The sequence below is a fragment of the Streptomyces sp. NPDC048623 genome (assembly GCF_040650755.1).
Lineage (GTDB): Bacteria > Actinomycetota > Actinomycetes > Streptomycetales > Streptomycetaceae > Streptomyces.
On the sequence record NZ_JBEZHV010000046.1, the window covers coordinates 1 to 26,748 of the forward strand.

A 26,748-nucleotide genomic window follows, 5' to 3' on the forward strand; every position below is an offset into this window, starting at 1 on the left:
GCCCCGGAATACCTCCCGGCACTGCCCCTGCTGCTTGACCCCGCTGCGCCACCGCAAGGCCCCCGACCGGCCCACTGTGCCGGGCTGGAAGTGGGCCATCTGCCCCAACCCGGAATGCCGCTGGCAGGGCGACCGCGACCAGGGCGCCTGGCGGCGCATCGCCGCCCGCGGCCTGACCCACCAGACCAAGACCGTCGCCGACCGCACGAGCGGCACCATGCTCATCCGCGCCGTGGTCGACCGGCTCGAATCCAGGGCGGTCGTCACGGCCGCCCCGAAGACCCGTCGGGTGGACCGGTCGAAGACCGGCCCGACCCGGCCACGCACCAACCGCCCCGCGCCCAGGCGACGCGGAGTTCCCTCCCCGGCAGGCCGCGACAGCGGCCCTGCCGGCCAGCGTCCGGAGGGACACGCACCAACGGACCGGCCCCGACTGCCCCGCGCAGCCGACCGGCACCAGAGCGTGACCACGATCAGCACACCCACCACCCGCCGACACCGGCCACGAGGAGCGGCACTGGGCGCCGGATTCCACCTCCACGCCCACGCCACCCCACCCAGGTGGACCGAACCCCTACCGAACCCTACGGTTCACTTGGGATCGCTCAGCTGATCTGAGACGCTCGACCGCGACGGAATCGACCGGTGGAGGAGCTGCGGGATGACGGTGCCGGGACGCAGGAGCAGCACGTTCAGCAGGCTGCTGCGGCTGGGGTTCACCGATCCGTCCGCCGCCGGACGGCTGCTCGCACTGGACGAGCTCGCCCCGCTGCGCGACGACGCCGTCCTCCTCGACGCCCTCGGCGCCACCGCCGACCCCGACCTCGCCCTGCGCGGCCTGGTCCGGCTCGTCGAGGCGCAGCCGGAGGCCGAGCGCCCCGCCCTCACCACCACGCTCCTGTCCGCGAAGCCGTTCCGGGACCGGCTGCTCGGGGTGCTCGGCACCTCCGAGGCGCTCGCCGACCACCTGGCCCGGCACCCCCACGACTGGCAGGCCCTCGTCACCTACGAGGCCGCCGACCTGCACCCCGGCATCGCCGAGTTCGAGCAGGGCCTCGCCGCGGCCGGCGAGCCGGTGGCGCTACGCGTCGCCTACCGCCGCTGCCTGCTCTCGATCGCCGCCCGCGACGTGTGCGGCACCACCGACGTCAGCCAGACCGCCGCCGAGCTCGCCGACCTCGCCACCGCCACGCTGCGCGCCGCGCTGCGCATCGCCCGCGCCGCCGCGCCCGAGGACGCGGCGCAGTGCCGGCTCGCCGTGATCGCCATGGGCAAGTGCGGCGGCAACGAGCTGAACTACGTCTCCGACGTCGACGTCATCTTCGTCGGCGAGGCCGCGGACGGCGCCGACGAGGCCAAGGCGCTGCAGGCCGCGACCCGGCTCGCCTCGCACCTCATGCGGATCTGCTCGGAGACCACGGTCGAGGGCGCCATCTGGCCGGTCGACGCCAACCTGCGCCCCGAGGGCCGCAACGGGCCGCTCGTCCGCACCCTCTCCTCCCACCTCGCCTACTACCAGCGCTGGGCCAAGACCTGGGAGTTCCAGGCCCTCCTGAAGGCCCGCCCGGTGGCCGGCGACGCCGAGCTCGGCGCCGCGTACATCGACGCGCTCTCGCCGCTGGTGTGGCAGGCCGCCGAACGCGAGAACTTCGTGCCCGACGTGCAGAAGATGCGCCGCCGGGTGGTCGACAACATCCCCGCCGCGCAGGTCGAGCGCGAGCTCAAGCTCGGCCCCGGCGGACTGCGCGACGTCGAGTTCGCCGTACAGCTCCTCCAGCTGGTGCACGGGCGCAGCGACACCACGCTGCACAGCGGCACCACCCTCGCCGCGCTCGCCGCCCTGGCCGCCGGCGGCTACGTGGGCCGCGCCGACGCCGCCCAGCTCGACGACGCCTACCGCTTCCTGCGCGCCATGGAGCACCGCATCCAGCTGTACCGGCTGCGCCGCACCCACCTCGTGCCCGAGGGCGAGGACGACCTGCGCCGCCTCGGCCGCTCGCTCGGTCTGCGCACCGACCCGGTGGCCGCCCTCGGCCGCGAGTGGCGGCGGCACGCGGCCGTGGTGCGCCGGCTGCACGAGAAGCTGTTCTACCGCCCGCTGCTCGACGCGGTCGCCCAGCTCGCCCCCGGCGAGATCCGGCTCAGCCCCGAGGCCGCCGGACAGCGGCTCGAAGCGCTCGGTTACGCCGACCCCGCCGCCGCCCTGCGCCACCTGGAGGCGCTGTCCTCCGGGGTCAGCCGCAAGGCCGCGATCCAGCGCACCCTGCTTCCGGTGCTGCTCGGCTGGTTCGCCGACTCGGCCGACCCCGACGCCGGCCTGCTCGGCTTCCGCAAGGTCTCCGACGCGCTCGGCAAGACCCCCTGGTACCTGCGCCTGCTGCGCGACGAGGGCGCCGCGGCGGAGAACCTCGCCCGCGTCCTCTCGGCCGGCCGGCTCGCCCCAGACCTGCTGCTCCGCGCACCCGAGGCGGTCGCGATCCTCGGCGACCCGCAGGGCCTGAAGCCGCGCGGCCGTGAGCACCTGGAGCAGGAGGTGCTCGCCGCGGTGGGCCGCGCCGACGGCGCCGAGCAGGCGGTCGCCGCCGCCCGCGGGGTGCGCCGCCGGGAGCTGTTCCGTACCGCAGCGGCCGACCTCATCGGCTCGTACGGCACCGAGGAGAACCCCCGCGAGCCCGACCCCGGCGCGCTCGTCGACCGGGTCGGCCAGGCCGTCACCGACCTCAACGCGGCCACGATCGCGGGCGCGCTGCGCGCCGCCGTGAGCGCCGAGTGGGGCGACGAGCTGCCGACCCGCTTCGCGGTCATCGGCATGGGCCGCTTCGGCGGGCACGAGCTGGGGTACGGCTCCGACGCGGACGTGCTGTTCGTGCACGAGCCGCGCGAGGGCGTGGACGAGCAGGAGGCGGCGCAGGCCGCGAACCGGGTCGTCACCGAGATGCGCCGGCTGCTCCAGCTGCCCACCGCCGACCCGCCGCTCCTCATCGACGCCGACCTGCGCCCGGAGGGCAAGAGCGGCCCCCTCGTCCGCACCCTGAAGTCGTACGGGGCCTACTACCGCCGCTGGTCCCTGGTGTGGGAGAGCCAGGCCCTGCTGCGCGCCGAGCCGATGGCGGGCGACGCGGAGCTCGGCGCCCGGTTCATCGAGCTCGTCGACCCGCTGCGCTACCCGATGGAGGGGCTCGGCGAGGACGCGGTGCGCGAGATCCGCCGCCTCAAGGCCCGCATGGAGACCGAACGCCTCCCGCGCGGCGCCGACCCGACCCTGCACGCCAAGCTGGGGCGGGGCGGTCTGAGCGACGTCGAATGGACGGTGCAGCTGCTCCAGATGCGCCACGGCTGGGCCGAACCGGGCCTGCGCACCACCCGTACCCGCGCGGCCCTCGCCGCCGCCCACGCGGCCGGTCTGATCGCCACGGACGAGGCGCAGACCCTGGACGAGGCCTGGGTGCTCGCCACCCGGGTCCGCAACGCGGTGATGCTGGTCCGCGGCCGCCCCGGCGACACCTTCCCCTCCGAACCGCGCGAGCTCGCGGCCGTGGGCCGCTACCTGGGCTACGGCCCGGGCCACGTCGGCGAGCTGGTCGACGACTACCGCCGGATCACGCGCCGGGCGCGGGCGGTGATGGAGGAGCTGTTCTACGGGGCGTAGGCGTAGCGCCGGAGGCGCTCAGCGGCCCAGCGGCCCAGCGGCCCAGCGGCTCAGCGCTCAGCGCCCGGTGCGGGAGCCTGAGCCGACCTTCTCGTCCTGGTCGGACTCCTCGTCGGAGTCCCGGTCGGACCCCGGGCCGGAGTTCCGGCCGGCCTTCTCGGCATCCGTCTCCGCGCGCTGACCGCCGCCCCGCCCGACCCCCTGCGGCGTCGACGCCGCAGGCGCCGCCACCAGCTTCGGGAGCTTGTGCGGGTGGGAGCCGTACCAGACGTACGAGACGGCGAAGCCGAAGGTCAGGCAGAGGATGCCGCCGACCGCGTCCATCCAGAAGTGGTTGGCGGTGGCGACGATGACGACCAGGGTCGCCATCGGGTAGAGCAGGCCCAGGACGCGGGCCCAGGGGGCCTTCGCGAGGAGGAAGATCGTCAGTCCGCACCACAGCGACCAGCCGATGTGCATCGACGGCATCGCCGCGTACTGGTTCGACATGTGCTTGAGGTTGCCCGAGGCCATCGAGCCCCAGGTGTGGTGGACCAGGACCGTGTCGACGAAGTGCTGCCCGTTCATGAGCCGGGGCGGCGCGAGCGGATACAGGTAGTAGCCGACCAGGGCCACGGCGGTGGTGGCGAACAGGACCGTGCGGAACGCCGCGTAACGGCCCGGCTGCCATCGGTACAGCCACACGAGCACACCGATGGTGATGATGAAGTGCAGGGTCGCGTAGTAGTAGTTCATCGACACGATCAGCCATGTCACCGAGTTCACGGCGTGGTTGACGGCCTGCTCGAAGGCCAGGCCGAGCGCGTGCTCGGTCTGCCAGATCCAGTCGGCGTTCTTGAGCGCCTGGGTCTTCTGCTCCGGTACCGCGTTGCGGATGAGCGAGTACAGCCAGTAGCTGAGCCCGATGAGCAGGACCTCGAACCAGATCCGCGGGCGCCGGGGCGTCCGGGCGCGCAGCACGCGCGTGAACCTGCCGTCGGCCACGGTGGGTGACGACGGGGTCGTTCGACTTTCCGAGGTCTTCACGGTCGTTTCACCCATGGGAGGAGAGTCTGCCATGTTCCGTCCCCTCGACCGATCATCCCTCGGGCCGGTATCGGGCGCACCTGCTCCACCTCAAGGACGAGGAGCCGCCGGGGGTGCCGAGGCCGTCGAGCCGCGGACCACCAGCTCCGGCATGAACACGAACTCGCTGTGCGGGGCCGGGGTGCCGCCGACCTCCTCCAGGAGGGCGCGGACCGCCGCCTGGCCCATCGCCTGCACGGGCTGGCGGATGGTGGTCAGCGGCGGGTCGGTGAACGCTATGAGCGGGGAGTCGTCGAAGCCGACCACCGAGACGTCCTTCGGGACGTCGAGGCCCCGCTCGCGGGCGGCCCGGATCGCGCCGAGCGCCATCATGTCGCTGGCGCAGACGATCGCGGTGCAGCCCCGGGCGATGAGCGCGCCGGCGGCGGCCTGGCCGCCCTCCAGGGTGTAGAGGGAGTGCTGGATCAGCTCCTCGGTCTCCTCGGGGGAGAGGCCGAAGCGCTCGCGCATGCCCTTGCGGAAGCCCTCGATCTTGCGGAGCACCGGTACGAAGCGCTTGGGCCCGACGGCGAGGCCGATCCGGGTGTGGCCGAGCGCGGCCAGGTGCGTCACGGCCAGGACCATCGCGGCCCGGTCGTCGGGGGAGACGAAGGGGGCCTGGATCTTGGGGGAGAAGCCGTTGATGAGGACGTACGGGACGCCCTTGCCGCGCAGCTGGTCGTAGCGGGTGGTGTCGGCCGTGGTGTCGGCGTGCAGCCCGGAGACGAAGATGATGCCGGCGACGCCGCGCTCGACCAGCATGTCGGTGAGCTCGTCCTCCGTGGACCCGCCGGGGGTCTGGGTGGCGAGCACCGGGGTGTATCCCTGCCGGGTGAGGGCCTGCCCGATGACCTGCGCGAGCGCGGGGAAGATCGGGTTGTCCAGTTCAGGGGTGATGAGGCCGACCAGGCCCGCGCTGCGCTGGCGCAGCCGGACCGGGCGCTCGTAGCCGAGCACGTCGAGTGCGGCGAGCACGGATTCACGGGTGGCCGCGGCCACACCGGGCTTGCCGTTGAGCACGCGGCTGACTGTGGCTTCACTGACCCCCGCCTGGGCTGCGATGTCGGCGAGCCGCGCGGTCATGGGAGTGGACTGTACCGGTCATGCGACGGATTGCCCACCGAACGCGGGTTCCGGCCACCCCCACCACTCTTGCGCAAGTTCTTGCAAGAGGTGAGGGGGTGCTGGGACTGTCAAGCCGCGCGTTCGCAACCTTAGGGACACGCGGATGTAACGATCGCCGCGTCTTGCAGAAATTTCTCGCAAGCTCTTTCGGCGCGTTTTCATCCCTGTTACGTTCCTGGCAACCCGGAGCGCCGCGAGGGAGCGGTCGCATGAGGAAGGTTCCAGACCCTCGTCCAAACCGGGACCATCTGAAGGAGTTCACATGCGGCGTGGCATAGCGGCCACCGCGCTGGTCGCGGCCCTGGGCGTGACCCTGGCGGCGTGCGGAAGCGACACCGGTTCCACCGGCGGCGACACGAAGGGCTCGGGCGAGCTCTCCGGCACCGTGACCTGGTGGGACACCTCTACGGTCGGTTCCGAGGACAAGGTCTTCAAGAAGCTCGCCGAGGACTTCACGAAGAAGCACCCCAAGGTCACGATCAAGTACGTCAACGTGCCCTTCGGTGACGCCCAGAACAAGTTCAAGAACGCCGCCCAGTCCGGCACCGGCGCTCCTGACGTGATCCGCTCCGAGGTCGCCTGGACCGCGGACTTCGCGAACCTCGGCTACCTCGCGCCGCTCGACGGCACCCCGGCCCTCAAGGACCAGGACGACTTCCTCAAGCAGGCCGCCGCGTCCACCAAGTACGACGGCAAGACCTACGCCGTGCCGCAGGTCATCGACTCCATGGGCATCTTCTACAACAAGAAGATCTTCAAGGACGCCGGTGTCGAGGTCCCGAAGTCCGTCGACGAGCTGAAGTCCGTCGCCACCAAGATCAAGCAGAAGACCGGCAAGACCGGCCTCTACCTGCGCGGCGACGACGCCTACTGGTTCCTCTCCTTCCTGTACGGCGAGGGCGGCGACCTGGTCAACGCCGACACCAAGACCGTCACCATCGACAACCCCGCCGGTGTGAAGGCCTTCAAGACCGTCAAGGACCTGGTCGACTCCAAGGCCGCGATCACCGACGCGACCAACGGCTGGGACAACATGCAGGCCGCCTTCAAGGACGGCAAGGTCGCGATGATGATCAACGGCCCGTGGGCCGTCGCCGACACCTACACCGGCAAGGAGTTCGCCGACAAGGCGAACCTGGGCATCGCCCCGGTCCCGGCCGGCTCGGCCGGCCAGGGCTCCCCGCAGGGTGGACACGGCCTCGCCGTGTACGCCGGGTCCAAGAACCTGGCCGCCTCGTACGCCTTCGTCGACTACATGACCTCGGTCGAGGCCCAGGCCCTGGCCGCCAAGGAGCTCAGCCTGCTCCCGACCCGTACCTCGGCCTACGCCAAGACGGAGGTCGCCACCAACCCGATGATCGCCTTCTTCAAGCCGGTCGTCGAGACCTCCCACGAGCGCCCGTGGATCCCGGAGGGCGGCAGCCTCTTCGCCCCGCTGGTCACCGAGTACACCAAGGTCCTCACCAACCAGGCCACTCCGGAGCAGGGCGCGAAGAACGCGGGTGACTCCTACCGCAAGCTCCTGAAGGACTGGAAGTAACCAACCCCGTGTCGGAGACGAAGCGGGAAGGAAGGCAGACCGGCTGATGGCTGTGGACACCAGCAGCCAGTCGGTGGCGAAGGCCGCGGGCGATGTCGCCCGCGGCCGGAGCCGCGGAACTGGCAAGCGGAACGGTGGATCCCGGGGCGCCGCAAAGCGATCCCTCTCCACCCACTGGTACGCCTGGGCGATGGTCGCCCCGGTGGTGGTCGTGATCGGCGTGATCATCGGATACCCGTTGGTCCGCGGCATCTGGCTGTCGCTCACCGACGCCAACGAACGCAACGTCGAGCGCTCCATCGGCGTCAACCACATCCCGGCGAGCTACGAGTTCGTCGGCGTCGACAACTACGTGGACGCGCTCACCGGAAACCAGTTCCTGGCCACGCTCGGCTGGACGCTGGTGTGGACGGTGGCGTGCGTGTCGGTGACCTTCTCGCTCGGTCTCGTCCTCGCCAACATGCTCAACCGCAGGATCGCCGGCCGCGGTGTCTACCGCATGCTGCTGATCCTGCCCTGGGCCGTCCCCGGCTTCGTCTCCGTCTTCGCCTGGCGCTTCCTCTACGACGAGCGCCGCGGCATCCTCAACAGCGTGCTCGCGGGCGGCGGCATCGACGCCGTGCCGTGGCTCAACGACCCCACCTGGGCCAAGTTCTCGGTCATCGCCGTCAACGTCTGGCTCGGTGTGCCGTTCATGATGGTCGCCCTGCTCGGCGGTCTGCAGTCCATCCCCGGCGAGATGTACGAGGCCGCGGAGATGGACGGCGCCAACGCCTGGCAGCGCTTCCGGCACATCACCCTGCCCGGCCTGCGGTCGGTGTCCACCACGGTGATCCTGCTCAGCACCATCTGGACCTTCAACATGTTCCCGGTGATCTTCCTGCTCACCCGGGGCGGTCCCGGCGAGGCCACCCAGATCCTGGTGACCCAGGCGTACAAGTTCTCCTTCGAGATCAGCCCGCGCGACTACGCGCAGTCCTCCACCTGGGGCGTGCTGATCCTGGTCCTCCTGATGATCTTCGCCGCGATCTACCGGCGGGTCCTCCGCAAGCAGGGAGAAGTCTGGTGACCACCACGACCCCCGTGACCAACGCTCCGCGCCACGCGCAAGCCCGGGCCCAGGCCCCGGTCCGGACGAAGGTCCGCCGCCGCGGTCAGCGTTCGCCGCTCGCCTCCGCCGGGCTGCACCTCAGCCTGATCGTGGCCTCCGTGATCGCCGTCTTCCCGGTGCTGTGGGTGCTGCTCACCTCGCTCAAGCCCGCGAAGTACGCCACCACCACGGACTTCGTGAAGGAGCCGACGCTCGAGAACTACACGAACCTGCTGAACGACACCCCGTTCCTCACCTGGTTCGGCAACTCGCTGCTCGTCGCCGCCCTCACGACCGTGCTCGGCGTCTTCGTCTCCTCCACCACCGGCTACGCCGTCAGCCGCTTCCGCTTCCCCGGCAAGCGCGGACTGATGTGGACGCTGCTCGTCACCCAGATGTTCCCGGTCGCCGTCCTCATCGTGCCGATCTACAACATCATGGCGTCGATGGGCCTGCTGAACTCCTCGGCCGGCCTGGTCGTCACGTATCTGACCATCGCCGTCCCGTTCTGCGCCTGGATGATGAAGGGCTTCTTCGACACCATCCCGCGCGAGATCGACGAGTCGGGCTACGTCGACGGCCTCACCCCGTTCGGCACCTTCTGGCGGCTCATCCTGCCGCTCGCCAAGCCGGGCATCGCGGTCACCGCGTTCTACTCCTTCATCACCGCCTGGGGCGAGGTGGCCTACGCCTCCGCCTTCATGGTCGGTGACGAGAACCTCACGCTCGCCGGCGGACTGCAGAAGTTCGTCAACCAGTACGGCGCCCAGTGGGGCCCGATGACCGCGGCCTCCGTGCTCATCGCCGTCCCCGCCGCCCTGGTGTTCCTCTTCGCCCAGCGCCACCTGGTGACCGGCATGTCCGCCGGCGCCGTCAAGGGCTGAGCCGAAGAGCGCCCGTGGCCGCGCACCCCGTGCCCGCACCCTTCTTACGAAGCAAGGAAGACATGACCCAGGACCTCGTCGCCCCCGCCGCCGCACCCGCCACCGGCACGCAGTCGGGCTGGTGGAGAGACGCGGTGATCTACCAGGTCTATCCGCGCAGCTTCGCCGACGGCAACGGTGACGGCATGGGCGACCTGCCGGGCATCCGCAGCCGGCTGCCGTACCTCAAGGCGCTCGGCGTCGACGCCGTCTGGCTCTCCCCCTTCTACGCCTCCCCGCAGGCCGACGCCGGCTACGACGTCGCCGACTACCGGGCCATCGACCCCATGTTCGGCACGCTGCACGACGCCGACGCCGTGATCCGCGACGCCCACGAACTGGGCCTGCGGATCATCGTCGACCTCGTCCCCAACCACTCCTCCGACCAGCACGAGTGGTTCCAGCGCGCCCTGCGCGAGGGTCCCGGCTCCCCGCTGCGCGAGCGCTACCACTTCCGCCCCGGCCAGGGCGCCGACGGCGAACTCCCGCCCAACGACTGGGAGTCCATCTTCGGCGGCCCCGCCTGGACCCGTACGGAGAACCCGGACGGCACCCCCGGCGAGTGGTACCTCCACCTCTTCGCGCCCGAGCAGCCCGACTTCAACTGGGAACACCCCGCCGTGCGGGACGAGTTCCGCTCGATCCTGCGCTTCTGGCTCGACATGGGCGTCGACGGCTTCCGGGTCGACGTCGCCCACGGCCTGGTCAAGGCCGCCGGCCTGCCCGACATCGGCGCCCACGACCAGCTCAAGCTGCTCGGCAACGACGTCATGCCCTTCTTCGACCAGGACGGCGTGCACGAGATCTACCGCTCGTGGCGCACGGTGCTGAGCGAGTACGACGGCGAGCGCGTCCTCGTCGCCGAGGCCTGGACCCCCACCGTCGACCGCACCGCCCACTACGTGCGCCCCGACGAGATGCACCAGGCCTTCAACTTCCAGTACCTGGGCACCCACTGGGACGCCGCCGAGCTGCGTGCGGTGATCGATGCCTCGCTCGCCGCGATGCGCCCCGTCGGCGCCCCCACCACCTGGGTGCTCTCCAACCACGACGTCACCCGGCACGCCACCCGCTTCGCCAACCCGGCGGGCCTCGGCACCCAGCTGCGCACCCCGGGCGACCGTGAACTCGGTCTGCGCCGGGCCCGCGCCGCGACCCTGCTGATGCTGGCGCTGCCCGGCTCCGCGTACGTCTACCAGGGCGAGGAGCTCGGCCTGCCCGACGTCACCGACCTGCCCGACGAGGTGCGCCAGGACCCGTCCTTCTTCCGGGCCACCGGCCAGGACGGCTTCCGCGACGGCTGCCGGGTGCCCATCCCGTGGACCGCCGAGGGCTCCTCGTACGGCTTCGGCACCGGCGGCTCCTGGCTGCCGCAGCCCGCCACCTGGGGCGGGCTCAGCGTCGAGGCGCAGACCGGCGACCCCGGCTCCACCCTGGAGCTGTACCGCAGCGCGCTCGCCGTACGCCGCGAGCGTCCCGAACTCGGTGCGGGCGAGGCCGTCGAGTGGCTGGAGGCACCTGAGGGTGTGCTCTCCTTCCGCCGTGACGGCTTCGTCTGCACCGCCAACACCACCGGCCGGGCCATCTCCGTCCCGCTGCCCGGCCGGTTGCTCCTCTCCTCCGGCGATTCGGCCGGCGAGGAGAACCTGATCGTCGAGGGCGCCGCAGTGCTGCCCGCCGACACCACCGTCTGGTGGGCGGTGTGACGATCCCCCTGCCGCGGGGCGCCGGAGGGGGCGCCCCGCGGCTCGCGGACATCGCGGCCCAGTCCGGGGTGAGCGAGGCCACCGTCAGCCGAGTCCTCAACGGCAAGGCGGGCGTGGCCGGCGCGACCCGGCACAAGGTGCTGGCCGCGCTCGACGTGCTCGGCTACGAGCGTCCCGTACGTCTCAAACGGCGCAGCGCCGGCCTGATCGGCCTGGTGGTGCCCGAGCTGACCAACCCGATCTTCCCGGCCTTCGCCCAGGTCGTCGAACAGGTCCTGGCCGGGTATGGCTACACCCCGGTCCTGTGCACCCAGATGCCCGGCGGCGCGACCGAGGACGAGCTGGTCGAGCAGCTGGTCGAGCGCGGGGTGGCCGGCATCGTGTTCCTGTCCGGGCTGCACGCGGACGCCTCCGCCGACCCGGCCCGCTACACCCGGCTCGCCGACCGCGGCGTGCCGTTCGTCCTCATCAACGGCTTCAACGAGCACATCGACGCCAACTTCGTCTCGCCCGACGACCGGGCCGCGGCGCGGATGGCCGTACGGCACCTGGTGGAACTCGGCCACGAGCGGATCGGGCTCGCCATCGGGCCGACCCGCTACGTCCCCTCGCGCCGCAAGGCGGAGGGCTTCGCCGCCGAGCTGCACGCCGCCCTCGGCATCGAGCGGGAGGAGGCCGAACGCTTCGTGCGGCCCACCCTGTTCGGCGTCGAGGGCGGGCACGCCGCCGCCGATCTGCTGCTGGCCGAGGGCTGCACCGGCATCGTCTGCGGCTCCGACCTGATGGCCCTCGGGGTCGTCCGGGCCGCCCGTGCCCGGGGCCTCGACGTGCCGCGTGACGTGTCGGTGGTCGGCTTCGACGACTCCCCGCTCATCGCGTTCACCGACCCGCCGCTGACGACGGTGCGTCAGCCGGTGCAGGCCATGGCGACGGCGGCCGTGGGCGCCCTCATCGAGGAGATCGAGGGAAACCCGGTCCAGCGCACGGAGTTCGTGTTCCAGCCGGAGCTGGTGGTGCGGGGCTCGACGGCGCAGCCGCCGTCCCCGGCTTCGTAACTCCTTGCGCAACTTGTTGCGTTCGGTTGTTTGAAGTATTGACCGCACGCCTGTACGCCCCTACGGTCGCGGCTGAAAACAGTTGCTGACATTTTCGGCAACTTCTTGCGACAGGGACGTCGTACAGGAGGAAACATGGCCCGAAAGACCGTGGCCGCTGCACTCGCCCTCGTGGCGGGAGCCGCTGTGGCCGTCACGGGAGCCCCCACCGCTCAGGCCGCCCCGCCCGGCGCGAAGGACGTCACGGCCGTGCTGTTCGAGTGGAACTTCGCCTCCGTGGCCAAGGCCTGCACCGACCAGCTCGGCCCCGCCGGTTACGGCTACGTGCAGGTCTCACCGCCCCAGGAGCGCGTTCAGGGCGCCCAGTGGTGGACCGCCTACCAGCCAGTCAGCTACAAGATCGCCGGCCCGCTCGGCGACCGCACCGCCTTCAAGTCGATGGTCGACACCTGCCATGCCGCCGGGGTCAAGGTCGTCGCCGACTCCGTCGTCAACCACATGGCCGGCCCGGCGGACCCCAACGCCACCTACACCGGCACCGGCGGGTCCACCTACAGCAAGTACAACTACCCCGGCGTCTACTCCGGCTCCGACATGGACGACTGCCGCGCCACGGTCTCCAACTACCAGGACAAGGCGAACGTCCAGAACTGCGAGCTCGTCGGCCTCGCCGACCTCGACACCGGCGAGGACTACGTCCGCGGCCGAATAGCCGGGTACATGAACGACCTGCTGTCGCTCGGCGTCGACGGCTTCCGCGTCGACGCCGCCAAGCACATGCCGGCCGCCGACCTCGCCAACATCAAGTCGCGCCTGACGAATCCTTCCGTCTACTGGAAGCAGGAGGCGATCTACGGCGCCGGCGAGGCGGTCTCCCCGAGCGAGTACCTCGGCAACGGCGACGTCCAGGAGTTCCGCTACGCCCGCGACCTCAAGAGGGTCCTCCAGGGCGAGAAGCTCGCCTACCTCAAGAACTTCGGCGAGGCCTGGGGCTACATGCCCAGCGGCCAGGCCGGCGTCTTCGTCGACAACCACGACACCGAGCGCGGCGGTGACACCCTCAACTACAAGGACGGCGCGAACTACACCCTCGCGTCCGTCTTCATGCTCGCCTGGCCGTACGGCTCCCCGGACGTCCACTCCGGCTACGAGTGGACCGACAAGGACGCCGGTGCGCCCAACGGGCACCAGGTGAACGCCTGTTACAGCGACGGCTGGAAGTGTCAGCACGCCTGGCGCGAGATCTCCTCCATGGTGGCCTTCCGCAACACCGCCCGCGGCCAGGCCGTCACCGACTGGTGGGACAACGGCAACAACCAGATCGCGTTCGGCCGTGGTGCCAAGGCGTACGTGGCCATCAACCACGAGTCCTCGTCCCTCACCCGCACCTTCCAGACCTCCCTGCCCGCCGGCTCCTACTGCGACGTGCAGAGCGGCAACCCGGTGACGGTGAACTCCTCCGGCCAGTTCACGGCCACCCTCGGCGCGAACACCGCACTCGCGCTCCACGTCGGCGCGACGACCTGCGGGACCCAGCCGCCGCCGGTCACCACCACCGGCGCCTCGTTCAACGTCACCGCCACCACCGTGGTGGGCCAGAACATCTACGTCACCGGCAACCGCCCCGAGCTCGGCAACTGGTCCCCGGCGGCGGCCCTGAAGCTCGACCCGGCCGCGTACCCGGTCTGGAAGCTCGACGTGAACCTCCCGGCCGGAACGGCCTTCGAGTACAAGTACCTCCGCAAGGACGGGGCCGGAAACGTCACCTGGGAGTCCGGTGCCAACCGCACCGCGACCGTCCCGTCCTCGGGCCAGATCGTCCTGAACGACACCTTCCGCAACTAGCGCCACGCGGCGCGAAGCTGCCGCTTTCCGCCGAGGTGCGGGGGGCCAGCCCCCCGCACCCCAACCACCGTGCGGCGCGAAGCTGCCGCGTCCCGCCGGGGGTGCGGGGGCCCAGCCCCCGCACCTCACCACCCTCCTCAGCCCCCGGCAGCCCGCGGCGGAGCCGCTGATCGGAACGGCCGGGAAGGGGCGGGGTGGGGGAATTCCAACTCTCCGAGGAGCAACGTGTCCCGCATCGGACGGCGGCAAAGCGCCGTCACCACCCTCCTGGCCACCCTCGCCGTCGGCCTGACGCCCGTCACGCCCGCTGCCGCCGGCACGGCGCCCCCCGCGCCGCCCTCCGACCGCGCCCTCGCCGCCACCCCCGCCCGGCACGACCTCACCCGTGAGCAGTTCTACTTCGTGCTGCCCGACCGCTTCGCGAACGGCGACCCCGCCAACGACCGCGGCGGTCTCACCGGCAGCCGTACCGCCACCGGGTTCGACCCCACCGACAAGGGCTTCTACCAGGGCGGCGACCTCAAGGGCCTGACGCAGCGGCTCGACTACATCAAGGGCCTCGGCACCACCGCCATCTGGATGGCGCCGATCTTCAAGAACCGGCCCGTGCAGGGCGAGGGCAAGGACGCGAGCGCCGGCTATCACGGGTACTGGATCACCGACTTCACCCAGGTCGACCCCCACTTCGGCACCAACGACGACCTGAAGAAGCTCATCGCCGCCGCCCACGCCAAGGGCATGAAGGTCTTCTTCGACGTCATCACCAACCACACCGCCGACACCGTCGACTACGCCGAGAAGAAGTACGGCTACCGCCCCAAGGGCGCCTACCCGTACCTGGACGCGACCGGCCGCCCCTTCGACGACCGCACCGCCCTCGGCAAGGTGGACGCGGACTCGTTCCCGTACACGCCGGTCCAGAAGGCCGCGACCGGTGACAAGGTCCCCGCCTGGCTCAACGACCCGACGATGTACCACAACCGCGGCGACTCCACCTGGGCCGGCGAGTCCGCCGAGTACGGCGACTTCGTCGGCCTCGACGACCTGTGGACGGAACGCCCCGAGGTCGTCCAGGGCATGAAGAAGATCTACGAGACGTGGGTCCACGACTTCGCGATCGACGGCTTCCGCATCGACACCGTCAAGCACGTGAACCTGGACTTCTGGACCCAGTGGGCCACCGCCCTCGACACGTACGCCGCCGAGCAGGGCCGGCCGGACTTCTTCATGTTCGGCGAGGTGTACTCCGCCGACACCACCGTCACCAGCCCCTACGTCACCCGCGGCCGGCTCGACGCCACCCTCGACTTCCCCTTCCAGGACGCCGCCCGCGCGTTCGCCTCCCAGGGCGCCGGCGCCGACCGCCTCGCCAAGGTCTTCGCCGACGACTACCGCTACACCACCGACAAGGCCAACGCCTACGAGCAGGTCACCTTCCTCGGCAACCACGACATGGGCCGCATCGGGACCTTCCTCAGGCAGGACCACCCGGACGCGAGCGACGCCGAACTCGTCCAGCGGGCCCGGCTCGCCAACGAGCTGATGTTCCTCAGCCGCGGCAACCCGGTCGTCTACTACGGCGACGAGCAGGGCTTCACCGGCCCCGGCGGCGACAAGGACGCCCGCCAGACCCTCTTCGCCTCGCAGACCGCCGACTACCTCGACGACGACCAGCTCGGCACCGACCGCACGCACGCCTCCGACGCGTACGACACCGGCCACCCGATCTACAAGAACATCGCTCAGTTGTCGGCGCTCACGCGCGACAACCCCGCCCTGCGCGACGGCGTCCAGCAGGAGCGCTACGCCGAGGGCTCCGTCTACGCCTTCTCCCGTACGGACGCGCGGACGCGGACCGAGTACCTGGTCGCCACCAACAGTGCCACCGAGCCGAAGACCGTCACCGTGCCGGTCGACTCGGCGCGCCTCCGCACGCTGTACGGGGGCCAGGGCGCCGTCGCGGCCGAGAGCGGCAAGGTCACGGTCACCGTCCCCGCCCTCTCCTCCCTGGTCCTGAAGGCCGACGCGCCGCTGCCCGCCCCCGCCGCCGCGCCCGCCGTGACCCTCAAGGCCCCGGCCCCCGGCGCCACCGGCACCGTCGAACTGTCCGCCGACGTCACCGGCGGCGGCCCCGGCGCCCTGAACCGGGTCGTCTTCGCCGCCCAGGTCGGCAACGGGCGCTGGCAGACCCTCGGCACCGCCGACCACGCCCCCTACAAGGTCACCCAGTACGTCACCGCGCCCGCCGGCACCGCCCTGCGCTACAAGGCCGTCGTGGTCGACGCCGCCGGCCGCACCGCGAGCGCCCTGGCCACCTCCACCGCGGGCCAGGTCCCGGCGCCGGAGAAGCCGGTCGCGGTCGAGCGCACCTACGCCGTCGTCCACTACAAGCGGGAGGACGGCAACTACGACGGCTGGAAGCTGAAGGCCGCCGACCAGGAGGCCGCGTTCACCGGCCGCGACGCCCACGGCGCCTTCGCCTGGGTCCGCGTCCCCGAGGGCGCGTCCACCCTCCCGTACACCGTGGAGAAGGACGGGGCCGCCGACGGCCCGCAGCGCAGCATCAGCCTCGGCCGCACCGGCGAGGTCTGGATCACGCAGGGCGACAGCGGCCAGTCCGACACCGACCCGGCCCCCGCCCCGCAGGACAGGACGAAGGCCGTCCTCCACTACCAGCGCCCGGACGGGAACTACGACGGCTGGGGCCTGCACCTGTGGACCGGCGCCGCCCAGCCCACCGACTGGTCGAAGCCGCTGCTGCCGACGCGATTCGACGCGTACGGCGCCGTGTACGAGGTGCCGCTGGCGGAGGGCGCGAGCTCGCTCTCGTACATCGTCCACAAGGGCGACCAGAAGGACCTGCCCACCGACCAGTCCCTCGACCTCGCCACCTACGGCAACGAGGTCTGGCTGCTCGCCGAGCAGCCGAAGTACCTGCTCCCGACCACCGGCGGGGCCCCGAACCTCGACCTCGGCAAGGCCGAGGCGCAGTGGATCGACCGGAACACGGTCGTCTGGAAGGTGAAGGCCACCGACGCCACCAGCCAGCAGCTGGTGTACGCGCCGGGCGCGGCGGGCGGCGGCATCACCGTCACGGACGGCGCCCTGAGCGACGAGGGCCGCTGGCTGCGGCTCACCGCGGGAAGCCTCACCGACGCCCAGAAGGCGAAGTTCCCCCACCTCAAGGACTACCCGGCCTTCACCGTCGACCCGCGCGACGCCGATCGCGTACGGGACTCCCTGCGCGGCCAGCTGATCGCGACCCAGCGGGCGGCGAACGGCGCCCTGCTCGCGGCGACCGGGGTGCAGACGGCGGGCGTGCTCGACGACCTGTACGCGCAGAAGGCCGCGCAGTCCTCGTTGGGCCCCGTCTTCCGGAACGGCCGCCCCACCCTCTCCGTGTGGGCGCCGACGGCCCAGTCCGTCGCCCTCGAACTCGACGGCAGGACCATGCCGATGCGGCGCGACGCCGCCTCCGGCGTCTGGTCGGTCACCGGCCCGCGGACCTGGGCGGGCAAGCCGTACCGGTACGTCGTGAAGGTCTGGGCGCCGAGCGTCCAGAAGCTCGTCGAGAACCGGGTCACCGACCCGTACTCCACCGCCCTCACCACCGACTCCGCCCGCAGCCTCGTCGTCGACCTCGCCGACCCCAAGCTCGCGCCGAAGGGCTGGCAGGGCCTGAAGAAGCCGGCCGCCGTGCCGCTGCGCGACGCGCAGATCCAGGAACTCCACATCCGTGACTTCTCCGTCGCGGACAGCACCGTGCCCGCCGCCGACCGCGGCACCTACCTCGCCTTCACCGACAAGGACAGCGCGGGCTCACGGCATCTGCGGGAGCTCGCCGACTCCGGGACCTCGTACGTCCACCTCCTCCCGGCCTTCGACATCGGCACCGTCCCCGAGAGGAAGTCCGACCGGACCGAACCCGCCTGCGACCTGAAGGTCTACGCGCCCGACTCGGCCGAGCAGCAGGCCTGCGTGGCCGCCGCGGCGGCGAAGGACGCCTACAACTGGGGCTACGACCCGCTGCACTACACGGTGCCGGAGGGCTCGTACGCCACCGACCCGGACGGCACCCGCCGCACCGTCGAGTTCCGGCAGATGGTCCAGGCGCTCAACGGCGAGGGCCTGCGCACGGTCATGGACGTCGTCTACAACCACACCGTCGCCGCCGGACAGTCCGACAAGTCCGTCCTCGACCGCATCGTGCCCGGCTACTACCAGCGCCTCCAGGCCGACGGCTCCGTCGCCACCTCCACCTGCTGCGCCAACACGGCGCCCGAGAACGCGATGATGGGCAAGCTCGTCGTCGACTCGGTCGTCACCTGGGCGAAGCAGTACAAGGTCGACGGCTTCCGCTTCGACCTCATGGGCCACCACCCCAAGGCCAACATCCTGGCCGTGCGGGCCGCCCTCGACGCGCTGACCGTCGAGAAGGACGGCGTCGACGGCAAGGCGATCGTCCTCTACGGCGAGGGCTGGAACTTCGGCGAGATCGCCGACGACGCGCGCTTCGTCCAGGCCACCCAGAAGAACATGGCCGGTACGGGCGTCGCCACCTTCTCCGACCGGGCCCGCGACGCCGTGCGCGGCGGCGGCCCCTTCGACGCGGACCCCGGCATCCAGGGCTTCGCCTCCGGCCTCTACACCGACCCGAACGCGTCGGGCGCCAACGGCACCCCGGCCGAGCAGAAGGCCCGGCTGCTGCACTACCAGGACCTGATCAAGGTCGGCCTGACCGGCAACCTCGCCTCGTACTCCTTCACCGACAGCTCCGGCCGTACGGTCAAGGGCTCCGAGGTCGACTACAACGGCGCCCCGGCCGGCTACGCCGCCGCCCCCGGCGACGCCCTCGCCTACGCCGACGCCCACGACAACGAGAGCCTGTACGACGCGCTCGCCTTCAAGCTCCCGGCCGGTACGTCGCCGGCCGACCGCGCCCGTATGCAGGTCCTCGCGATGGCCACGGCCACCCTGTCCCAGGGCCCGGCGCTCTCCCAGGCGGGCAGCGACCTGCTCCGCTCCAAGTCCCTCGACCGCAACTCGTACGACAGCGGCGACTGGTTCAACGCGATCCACTGGGACTGCGGTGACGGCAACGGCTTCGGGCGCGGGCTTCCCCCGGCCCCGGACAACCAGTCCAAGTGGTCCTACGCGAAGCCGCTCCTGGTGAACCCGGCGCTCGCCGTCGGCTGCCCGGAGATCACGGGCGCCTCCGCCGCCTACCGCGACCTCCAGAAGATCCGCTCCACCGAGCCCGCCTTCTCCCTCGCCACGGCCTCCCGCGTCCAGGACACCCTGTCCTTCCCGCTCTCGGGCCGCGACGAGACCCCGGGCGTGATCACGATGCGCCTGGGCGACCTGGTCGTCGTCTTCAACGCGACCCCGCGGACACAGACCCAGGTGATCCCGTCCCTGGCGGGCACGGAGTACCGCCTCCACCCGCTCCAGGCGTCGGGCTCGGACCCGGTGACGAAGACGTCCACGTACGAGAGCGCGTCGGCCACCTTCACGGTCCCGCCCCGCACGGTGTCGGTCTTCACCACCCGCTGACACCCCCAGGGGCGCCGCCAGGGACGGCGCCCTTTGCCGGGCCTAGGCTCCCTGCGCCTGAACCCGTACCCGGGTGGCCGTTCAGGCGCGGGGAGGCACCAGGCCCACCAGCCGCCCCACCAGGTCGCCGAAGGGCCCGTCGGCCGGCTCGTCGGCGAGGACGCGGGTCACGATCTGCGCCATGTCGTCGTCGTACGCGGCGCTCACCGCCATGAGCGCCGCGAAGTCGTGCACGAGCTGCTGTTCCAGCTCACCGCGCGGCACCCGGCGCCCGTCCAGCCACAGCAGGGCCGTCGACTCGGCGAGCGACACCCAGGAGCGGACGACCAGTTCGAGCCGCGCCGAGGGCTCGGCGACCTCCAGGTGCGCCAGGATCTGCTCGTACGCGGCCTGCCGCACCTCGTCGATCATCGCGTTGGTCGTCGAGGAGCCGACCGCGGGACCGCCCCGCATCAGCGCGGCGAAGCCCGGCCCGTGGCCGTCCACGAAGTCGAAGAAACGGCCCATCACCCGCAGCAGACGCGCTCCCAGCGGCCCCTGCGGCGGTTCGAGGAAGCGGGCGGCCAGCTCGTCGGCCGCGCGGCGCAGCGCCGCCTCGTACAGCGACTGCTTCCCGGGGAAGTAGTGGTAGACCAGCGGGCGGGATATGCCCGCGGCCGCGGCGATCTCGTCGATGGAGACCTCGTCGGGAGAGCGGTGGCTGAACAGTTCGAGGGCCACCCCGATCAGCTGCTGCTTGCGCTCCTCGACGCCCATCCTTCGGCGTACCCCGGTCGTCATGCGAACAGCCTAACGGGAGTCCGTTACGCTCCCGGCACATGAGCGCTTCTGAGCAGGACACCAGGGAGACCGACGACACCGAACTCGCCCCCGCCGAGGGCGCGGAGGGCGTGGCGAATGCCGAAGAGGCTGACGAGGAGCGGACCGGCCTCACGCCCCGCCAGGCGCGGCTCGCGCGCGTCGTCGTGGGCTCGGTCCTGCTCGTGGTCATGGGCGTGGTCCTGGCCGTACGGCTCGCCGCCCACACCTCCGTGCTCGTCGTCGGCGTCTACGGCCTCGCCATGATCCTCTGCGGCGTCGTGATCGAACTGTCCCGCAACGGGCGTACGCGCCTGGCGACCTGGCTCCTGGTGGGAGGCCTGGTCGCCGCGCTCTCCATGGACTGGCTGCTGCCCTGATCCCTGGCCGGACTACAGGTCCAGGACCAGGCGCTCCCCGGCGCACCGCGACACACAGATCAGCATCGAGTCGGCCCGCTCGGCGTCGGTGAGCAGCTCGTCGCGGTGGTCCACCTCGCCCTCCAGTACCCGCTGTCGGCAGGTCCCGCAGAAGCCCTGCCCGCAGGAGTGGAGGACACCGGGGACCGCCTCGCGCACCGCGGACAGCACCGACTGGTCGGCCGCCACGGCCAACGTGCGCCCGGTGCGCCGCAGTTCGACCTCGAAGGGCTTTCCGCCCTTGGTCCGGGCCGCGGAGAAGCGCTCCAGACGCGGCAGCCGTCCCTCCGGCATGGCGGCGCCCACCGCGTCCATCAGGCCCTCGGGCCCGCAGCAGTACACCTCCGTCTCCGCCGGGAGTTCGGCGAGGAAGCCCAGGCCGGGCCGCCCGTCGGTGTCCTCGGCGACCACGGTGGTCCGCCCGCCCGCCCCCAGCCTCTCGACCTCGTCGAGATACGGCATGGTGGCCCGGCTGCGCCCGCAGTACAGCAGCCGCCAGTCGGCCCCGGCCGCCTCCGCCGCACGCACCATCGGCAGGACGGGGGTGATCCCGATGCCGCCGGCCACGAAGACGTACGAGGGCGCGGAGGCGAGCGGGAAGCGGTTGCGCGGCCCGCGGATCTCGATCTCGGTGCCGGCGTGCAGCTGCTCGTGGACCTCGCGCGAACCGCCGCGGCCGCCCTGCCCGGCCTCGATCAGCCGGGTCGCGACGGTGTAGACGCCGGACTCGCCGGGGTCGCCGCACAGCGAGTACTGGCGCACGGTGCCGGACGGCAGGACGAGGTCGATGTGCGCGCCCGGCCGCCAGGCGGGCAGCCCGGCGCCCTCCAGGCGCAACTGGACCACGCCCTCGGCCGGTTCGGTGCGCGCGGCGACCACGACACGTCGGGTGACGGTGGCCTGCCGGCCGCGGCCCGAGACCGGCACGTCGAGAGCCGGCATCGGCCACAGCGGTGAGGCGTCGATCCGGCGCCGCAGCGCCCGCTTGGCGAGCAGCGCGGCCCCGGCGACGAGGACGACGGTACGAACACGCATCAGACACGGCCTCCGTTGGCGCCGGGGGAAGAGGCCAGGTAGGCGGCGGCCTGGGCGGTGCTGCCCTCCTGGGAGGGGTGGTAGTCCCGGCTGATGTAGCGGGGGACGGCGCGGAGCAGGTCGGGCGTGGACGGCAGCACGCCCTGGCGGCCCTTGCGCACGAACTGCCCGACGCTGGGCCTGGCGTCGAGGACGGTCGGGTCGTTCTCCATGAAGAAGCGCACCCCGCGCTGCCACAGGAACACGAGCGCGCCGAACGCCGCCGCCCAGGTGCGGGCGCGCCGCCGGTAGCCGCCGTCGAGGTGCATGAACAGCTCGAAGGCGACCGCGCGGTGCTCGACCTCCTCGGCGCCGTGCCAGCGCAGCAGGTCCAGCATCATCGGGTCGGCGCCGACCCGGTCCAGCTCCTCGGCGTTGAGCACCCAGTTGCCGAGGAAGGCGGTGTAGTGCTCGATCGCGGCGATCAGCGCCACCCGCTCCATCAGCCACCAGCGCCGCGGCCGCCCCGGCGGCAGCGTCCGGTCGCCGAGCAGCTTCTCGAAGAACCAGTCGACCTGCGCCGTGTACGGGGTGGGGTCGAGGCCCTGCTCCTTCAGGTGCGGCAGGACGTCGTCGTGCGCCTGCGAGTGCACGGCCTCCTGCCCGATGAACCCGATGACGTCCGCACGCAGCCGCTCGTCCGTGATGTACGGCAGGACCTGCTGGTAGACGTGGACGAACCAGCGTTCGCCGGCCGGGAGCAGCAGGTGCAGCACATTGATGGTGTGGGTGGTGAACGGGTCGCCGGGAACCCAGTGGAGCGGCGTCTGTCCCCAGTCGAAGGAGACCTTGCGGGCCTTGAGCTCGATGTGCTCCGACGCGACCGGGACGGGCTGCGTATTAGACATGGCGTCAATGTACTGAGGGGTAAGCCCGAGGGCCAGGGGTCGCGCACGTGCTTTTCACCCGCGGTACGCCCGGCTCGTGCTCCTGTGGTCCTTTCGAGGAGGCGGCCGGGCTCAGCGCAGGGCCCGGGCCGGGCTCAACGCAGGGTCCGGCCCCTGCTCAGCGCAGGGCGCCCACCCGGCGCCCGTCCTCCAGCGTCCCGACGAGATCCGCGCGGGCGCCCGGCGCCGCCTTCACCGCCATCAGCGCACCCTCCGAACGCGCCTTCACCCCGCCCGTGAGCTGGAGCGACGCGAAGTCCGGCGAGCCGGCCGCGAGGACGTACCACCGCCCGCTCTTCGCCTGCCACACCACGCCCGCGAGCACCCGCGGATCCTTCACGCCGCAGGCCGGGGTCCCCTCCGAGCGCGCGGCGAGCACCGCGGGCCCGGTCGCGCCCGGTGCGTGGAACAGCGCCAGGCTCCGGCTCCCCGTGCCCCGCCAGGTCTCCGCTCGCGCGCACCACCACTCGGCGCGCCCGGTGCCCTCGGGGGGCCGCTGGGACGCGTACGCCCAGGAGTTGACCGTCCGCACGCCGTGCGAGCTCACCGCCGTCAGCCGGCACGCGATCCGCGCCCACTGCTCGCGCGCCGCCGCGCCGGTCACATCGGCCGGCCGGCCGGGCGGGCCCGAGGTCAGCCGGGCCGGGGCCAGTTCGCCCAGGTCGGTGAGGAGCCGGGTCCCGGACTCGTCGCGCAGCTGGAGCGCGGTCCAGCGGGTGCAGGACGCGGCGGTCACCGGGCTCGGGATCGGCTCGGTCACCCCGTACCCGTCACGGGTCAGCACCCGCGGCGCCTTGTCCGGCAGCAGGAGGTCCCGTACCGCCGCCTCCCGTACCCAGGGCGCCGTCAGATAACGCACGTTGCCCCCGGCCCGGGACACCACGAGCGCCGCCGAGCCGACCGCGTCCGCCCCGTCCGTACGGGCGAAGTCGAGCGCCACGCCGCTCGTGGCGCCGACCGGCTCGGCGTACCGCACCACCCGCAGTCCGTCGTGGAGGATCACCACCCGGTTGGCGTCGACCTCGCCCGCGAACAGCAGTTGCGACGGGCCCATCGGCGGCCCCGGCGGCGTGCCCGGCGTCGCCGAGGCGTGCACGGCCGGACCCGGCCGGGCCCACACGGCGAGCGCCCGGCGCAGCAGCGCCGAGTCGCCGGTGAGCCCGCCGCGGGCCGGCCACACCGAGAAGTCGGTGCGCGCCGAGGCCTGCCAGTCGGCCGTCCCCACCCGCTTCAGACCCGCCGGGTCGAGGGCCGCCTCCGCCGCCGGGTTACGGGCGTACGACGGGGCCGCAGCACCGTTTCTGCCCCACCCGTCGCCCGGCAGCCCGAGCAGCGCCCCGCACACCACGACCGCCGCGGCCGCAGCGAGCGCCGCCCGGCCGTGCTGGCGCCGCCGCATCAGATCCGTCGGGCGCGCCTGCAGCGAGCAGGGGTCGAACTCCGGCGACTCCAGGAGCACATACTGCGCCTCGACCCCGTCCGCCTCGGCGAGCGCCGCCTTCGGGTCCTCGACCCCGGCCGCGCCGAGCACCCGCAGCACCTCCGGGTCGCCCTGCCGCTCCAGGCCGCGCAGCACGTACGCCGCCCGGGCCGGGCCGGACAGCGCGGAGAGCCGCTGGTCCAGGGCGAGTTCGTCGGCGCCGCCGGCCCGCGGGAACACCCGCAGGCCCCACACCTGCGGCAGCAGCGGCGGGAACTGCGCCCGCCGCGGCAGGGCCCGGCGGCGCAGCGGCAGCCCCGCGATCAGCGCCTGCCGCAGCACCTCGGCCCGCACGTACGCGTACCCCGGGTCGACCGCGTCCTCGTCCGCCCGGCGCGCCCCCGGCACCGTCCCGGCGCCCGCCCCCGAGGCCCGGCGGCGCGGCAGCGAACGCTGCGCCAGGGCATGCGCGGTCAGCACCCGGCGATTGCGGCCGAGGGAGGGCGGAAGCACCAGATAGGCGATCCGGACGAGCCGCGGATAGTGCTCGACGAGCGCGGCCTCGGCCTGCTCGACGTCGACCGGACCGGGGGAGCGGGGGCCGTCGGAGGCGGCGAGATCCTGGGTTTCCTGGGTGCTCACGTTCAGCAGAACGAGCGATTGGTGCGATGGTCACCCCGGCGGGCGTCCCCCGAAAGGGTTGCGGACGGCGGATGCGGGGCGCCGGGCGCCGGCGGCCGGCTCGGGCGGCGTGCATGTTCAGGCGGCACGTACGTTCAGGCGGCGTGCACGGTCAGACGCCTGCGCACGACGTCGACGACCTCGTCCGGGACGCCGAGCCCCTCACGTACGTACTTCTCCATCGAGCCGTGCCGTACGGCCACCTCGTCCAGGGCCGCCTCCAGATACTCCGGCACCACCCCGATGAGCGCGAGCGCGAGTTCCGGGTCGCCGCCCTGCGCCGTGAACCCCTCGATGAGCGGCGCGTACACCTCCCGCACCCCCGGGTTGACCGCCAGATACTCCGCCATGACCGTCCGCTCGTCCGCGCCGAGCAGCGTGAGCACGATCGCCGCCGCCCACCCGGTGCGGTCCTTCCCGGCGGTGCAGTGGAAGAGCAGCGGACCGGCGGCGGGATCGCCCAGCTCGGTGAGGAGGGCGCCGTACGAGGCCCGGGCCGACCCGGTGCTCACGAACGCCCGGTAGGTGCGCACGAACGCGGCCTGCGCCCTGCCCCCGCCCAGGTGCTCCTCGGCGAGCGCCGGATCGGAGAGCAGGGTCTTCAGGCGGGCGGCCGGCGGCAGCCCGCTGATCGCCAGGAAGTCGGCGAGCACGTCGGCCACGAGCAGCCGCCCGCCCGCCGGCAGCCGGTCCGGCCGGGCGTTCCGCTCGGCGTCGGTCCGGAAGTCGACCACCGTACGGAGCCCGAGCCCGGCCACCGCCGCGTCCGCCGGGTCGAGCCGGTCCAGCTGCCCGGACCGGAAGACGAGCCCTTCCCGCACGCTGCGCCCCGGTCCGAGCGGAAGGGTCCCGAGATCGCGGAGGTTGGCGACGGTGGCGGCGGGAATGGCGGGCATACGGCGACTCTCCTCCGGACCCCTCCGGACCCGTCCGGATCCCTCCGGGTCCGTATGAAAGGGTGCTTTTCGCGCTTTTCCTACGAACTGTAGCTGTACTTGTAACCGACCCGCCGCACGGTCTGGATCGTGTCGCGGTGCTCGGCGCCGAGCTTGCGGCGCAGCCGGGCCACGTGCACGTCGACGGTCCGGCCGTCGCCCACGTGCCCGTAGCCCCACACCGTCGTGACCAGCTGGTCCCGGGTGTGCACCCGGTGGGGGTGGGCGACGAGATGGGCGAGGAGTTCGAACTCCAGGTAGGTCAGCTCGAGTTCCCGCCCGTCGACGCGGGCGATCCGCCGCACGCCGTCGATGCTGACCGGCCCCTGCTTCGGCTCCTGCTCCGGCGCCTGTCCCGGCGTCCGTCCCGGCTCCTGCCTCGCCTCCGGTGCGTCGGCGGGCAGCAGGACCAGATAGCCGACCATGGGCGGGCGGCCGGGCAGCGTGGGCAGCGCGTGCGGGGGCGCGGGCAGGAGGGTGGCGCCCGGCGGCAGGAGGTCGGCCACCCGGGCGAGCTCGGCGACCTCGTCGGGGGCGACGGCGCGCAGCCGGGGACGGGGAGCGGCGAGGGCGGCGGTGGGGGCGGTCCGGGTGTGGGTGTGGGCCATGAGAGCTCAGCTTCTTTCGCGCGAGTCACGAAGGTGCGATGCGCGCGCCGGCCGAAGGCCGCAGCGACCGGATATCGGATCCGATCGGGCTTTAGAGGGCCGACGCGTTCCTCACGCGCCGACAGCACCGGTCGAAGTCGTGGTGCTGCCGGGAAGGCCAGAACGGCTCGAGGTCGAAGAGCCTCGAAGCGGTGTCGTTCTGGATGGCGGCCATATCCCTATTAAACCAGGGGGGAATGGCGCCCGGTACCCCCCTGCGGACAGGGACGGACAACGCCGGAGGGGCGGGCCCCGGGGGGGGGGGTAGGGGGGGCGCCCCCACCGGGTTGCCGGGGGACCGGGGGGGAACAATGGGGGAGCCCGCGGGGGAAGACA

General features: G+C 72.3%; 17 protein-coding genes. 9 read left to right on the forward strand and 8 right to left on the reverse strand.

Features of this window, described 5'->3' with window-relative positions:
• Positions 1-661 precede the first annotated feature (661 nt).
• Positions 662-3,649, forward strand: coding sequence for a bifunctional [glutamine synthetase] adenylyltransferase/[glutamine synthetase]-adenylyl-L-tyrosine phosphorylase (locus AB0C73_RS35295; RefSeq protein ID WP_362537916.1), 2,988 nt, complete (start codon positions 662-664; stop codon positions 3,647-3,649).
• Between the two features lie 57 nt (positions 3,650-3,706).
• Here AB0C73_RS35295 and AB0C73_RS35300 read toward each other — a convergent pair whose 3' ends face one another.
• Both AB0C73_RS35300 and AB0C73_RS35305 read right to left on the reverse strand, forming a co-directional pair.
• On the reverse strand, positions 3,707-4,690 hold the full coding sequence (locus AB0C73_RS35300) for a phosphatase PAP2 family protein (protein WP_362537917.1): 984 nt from the start codon (positions 4,688-4,690) through the stop codon (positions 3,707-3,709).
• 75 nt (positions 4,691-4,765) lie between these two features.
• Positions 4,766-5,797 (reverse strand): LacI family DNA-binding transcriptional regulator, encoded by a 1,032-nt coding sequence (locus tag AB0C73_RS35305; RefSeq protein WP_362537919.1) that lies wholly within the window; start codon positions 5,795-5,797, stop codon positions 4,766-4,768.
• Positions 5,798-6,101: 304 nt separating this feature from the next.
• Between AB0C73_RS35305 and AB0C73_RS35310 the strand changes: the two genes are divergently transcribed.
• From AB0C73_RS35310 to pulA, 7 genes are all read left to right on the forward strand, one after another.
• Complete coding sequence (locus AB0C73_RS35310) at positions 6,102-7,379, forward strand: extracellular solute-binding protein (protein WP_362537921.1); 1,278 nt, start codon at positions 6,102-6,104, stop codon at positions 7,377-7,379.
• Positions 7,380-7,425: 46 nt separating this feature from the next.
• The gene (locus AB0C73_RS35315) at positions 7,426-8,448 is read left to right on the forward strand and encodes a sugar ABC transporter permease (RefSeq protein WP_362537923.1); all 1,023 of its coding nucleotides are present in this window, start codon (positions 7,426-7,428) and stop codon (positions 8,446-8,448) included.
• Positions 8,449-8,462: 14 nt separating this feature from the next.
• Positions 8,463-9,353, forward strand: a complete 891-nt coding sequence (locus AB0C73_RS35320; protein WP_362537944.1) for a carbohydrate ABC transporter permease — start codon at positions 8,463-8,465, stop codon at positions 9,351-9,353.
• Between the two features lie 62 nt (positions 9,354-9,415).
• The gene (locus AB0C73_RS35325) at positions 9,416-11,098 is read left to right on the forward strand and encodes an alpha-amylase family glycosyl hydrolase (protein WP_362537925.1); all 1,683 of its coding nucleotides are present in this window, start codon (positions 9,416-9,418) and stop codon (positions 11,096-11,098) included.
• On the forward strand, positions 11,086-12,153 hold the full coding sequence (locus tag AB0C73_RS35330) for a LacI family DNA-binding transcriptional regulator (RefSeq protein ID WP_362537926.1): 1,068 nt from the start codon (positions 11,086-11,088) through the stop codon (positions 12,151-12,153). Before AB0C73_RS35325 ends, AB0C73_RS35330 begins: the two co-directional genes overlap by 13 nt.
• A gap of 135 nt (positions 12,154-12,288) precedes the next feature.
• A complete protein-coding gene (locus AB0C73_RS35335) occupies positions 12,289-13,998 on the forward strand; it encodes a carbohydrate-binding module family 20 domain-containing protein (RefSeq protein WP_362537927.1) in 1,710 nt (569 codons plus the stop codon).
• A gap of 267 nt (positions 13,999-14,265) precedes the next feature.
• Positions 14,266-19,551 carry a pullulanase-type alpha-1,6-glucosidase gene (pulA, locus tag AB0C73_RS35340; RefSeq protein WP_362537946.1) on the forward strand — a complete coding sequence of 1,762 codons (5,286 nt, stop codon included), beginning with the start codon at positions 14,266-14,268 and terminating at the stop codon, positions 19,549-19,551.
• Between the two features lie 81 nt (positions 19,552-19,632).
• On the opposite strand, the gene AB0C73_RS35345 is transcribed toward pulA, so the two are convergent.
• Entirely contained in the window at positions 19,633-20,331 is a 699-nt protein-coding gene (locus AB0C73_RS35345; protein ID WP_362537929.1) for a TetR/AcrR family transcriptional regulator, read from the reverse strand.
• A 38-nt stretch (positions 20,332-20,369) separates the two neighbouring features.
• Between AB0C73_RS35345 and AB0C73_RS35350 the strand changes: the two genes are divergently transcribed.
• Positions 20,370-20,729, forward strand: coding sequence for a hypothetical protein (locus AB0C73_RS35350; RefSeq protein ID WP_362537932.1), 360 nt, complete (start codon positions 20,370-20,372; stop codon positions 20,727-20,729).
• 12 nt (positions 20,730-20,741) lie between these two features.
• Here the strand turns inward: AB0C73_RS35350 and AB0C73_RS35355 are convergent, their stop codons facing one another.
• The 5 genes from AB0C73_RS35355 to AB0C73_RS35375 all read right to left on the reverse strand — a co-directional run bounded on the left by AB0C73_RS35355 (position 20,742) and on the right by AB0C73_RS35375 (position 26,373).
• Positions 20,742-21,803, reverse strand: coding sequence for a PDR/VanB family oxidoreductase (locus tag AB0C73_RS35355; RefSeq protein ID WP_362537934.1), 1,062 nt, complete (start codon positions 21,801-21,803; stop codon positions 20,742-20,744).
• On the reverse strand, positions 21,803-22,690 hold the full coding sequence (locus AB0C73_RS35360; RefSeq protein ID WP_362537936.1) for a metal-dependent hydrolase: 888 nt from the start codon (positions 22,688-22,690) through the stop codon (positions 21,803-21,805). Before AB0C73_RS35360 ends, AB0C73_RS35355 begins: the two co-directional genes overlap by 1 nt.
• A 157-nt stretch (positions 22,691-22,847) precedes the next feature.
• Positions 22,848-24,791 (reverse strand): hypothetical protein, encoded by a 1,944-nt coding sequence (locus tag AB0C73_RS35365; RefSeq protein WP_362537938.1) that lies wholly within the window; start codon positions 24,789-24,791, stop codon positions 22,848-22,850.
• 134 nt (positions 24,792-24,925) lie between these two features.
• A complete protein-coding gene (locus AB0C73_RS35370) occupies positions 24,926-25,726 on the reverse strand; it encodes a tyrosine-protein phosphatase (protein WP_362537940.1) in 801 nt (266 codons plus the stop codon).
• An 80-nt stretch (positions 25,727-25,806) separates the two neighbouring features.
• Positions 25,807-26,373: a winged helix-turn-helix domain-containing protein gene (locus AB0C73_RS35375; RefSeq protein ID WP_362537942.1), complete on the reverse strand. Its 567-nt coding sequence runs from the start codon at positions 26,371-26,373 to the stop codon at positions 25,807-25,809.
• Positions 26,374-26,748 lie beyond the last annotated feature (375 nt).

Coding starts and splice junctions, on each gene's coding strand:
- AB0C73_RS35335 (WP_362537927.1), top strand. CDS start 12,289: ATGGCCCGAAAGACCGTGGCCGCTGCACTCGCCCTCGTGGCGGGAGCC.
- AB0C73_RS35355 (WP_362537934.1), bottom strand. CDS start 21,803: ATGCGTGTTCGTACCGTCGTCCTCGTCGCCGGGGCCGCGCTGCTCGCC.
- AB0C73_RS35310 (WP_362537921.1), top strand. CDS start 6,102: ATGCGGCGTGGCATAGCGGCCACCGCGCTGGTCGCGGCCCTGGGCGTG.
- AB0C73_RS35350 (WP_362537932.1), top strand. CDS start 20,370: ATGAGCGCTTCTGAGCAGGACACCAGGGAGACCGACGACACCGAACTC.
- AB0C73_RS35295 (WP_362537916.1), top strand. CDS start 662: ATGACGGTGCCGGGACGCAGGAGCAGCACGTTCAGCAGGCTGCTGCGG.
- AB0C73_RS35360 (WP_362537936.1), bottom strand. CDS start 22,690: ATGTCTAATACGCAGCCCGTCCCGGTCGCGTCGGAGCACATCGAGCTC.
- AB0C73_RS35325 (WP_362537925.1), top strand. CDS start 9,416: ATGACCCAGGACCTCGTCGCCCCCGCCGCCGCACCCGCCACCGGCACG.
- AB0C73_RS35370 (WP_362537940.1), bottom strand. CDS start 25,726: ATGCCCGCCATTCCCGCCGCCACCGTCGCCAACCTCCGCGATCTCGGG.
- AB0C73_RS35315 (WP_362537923.1), top strand. CDS start 7,426: ATGGCTGTGGACACCAGCAGCCAGTCGGTGGCGAAGGCCGCGGGCGAT.
- AB0C73_RS35375 (WP_362537942.1), bottom strand. CDS start 26,373: ATGGCCCACACCCACACCCGGACCGCCCCCACCGCCGCCCTCGCCGCT.
- AB0C73_RS35305 (WP_362537919.1), bottom strand. CDS start 5,797: ATGACCGCGCGGCTCGCCGACATCGCAGCCCAGGCGGGGGTCAGTGAA.
- AB0C73_RS35345 (WP_362537929.1), bottom strand. CDS start 20,331: ATGACGACCGGGGTACGCCGAAGGATGGGCGTCGAGGAGCGCAAGCAG.
- AB0C73_RS35300 (WP_362537917.1), bottom strand. CDS start 4,690: ATGGGTGAAACGACCGTGAAGACCTCGGAAAGTCGAACGACCCCGTCG.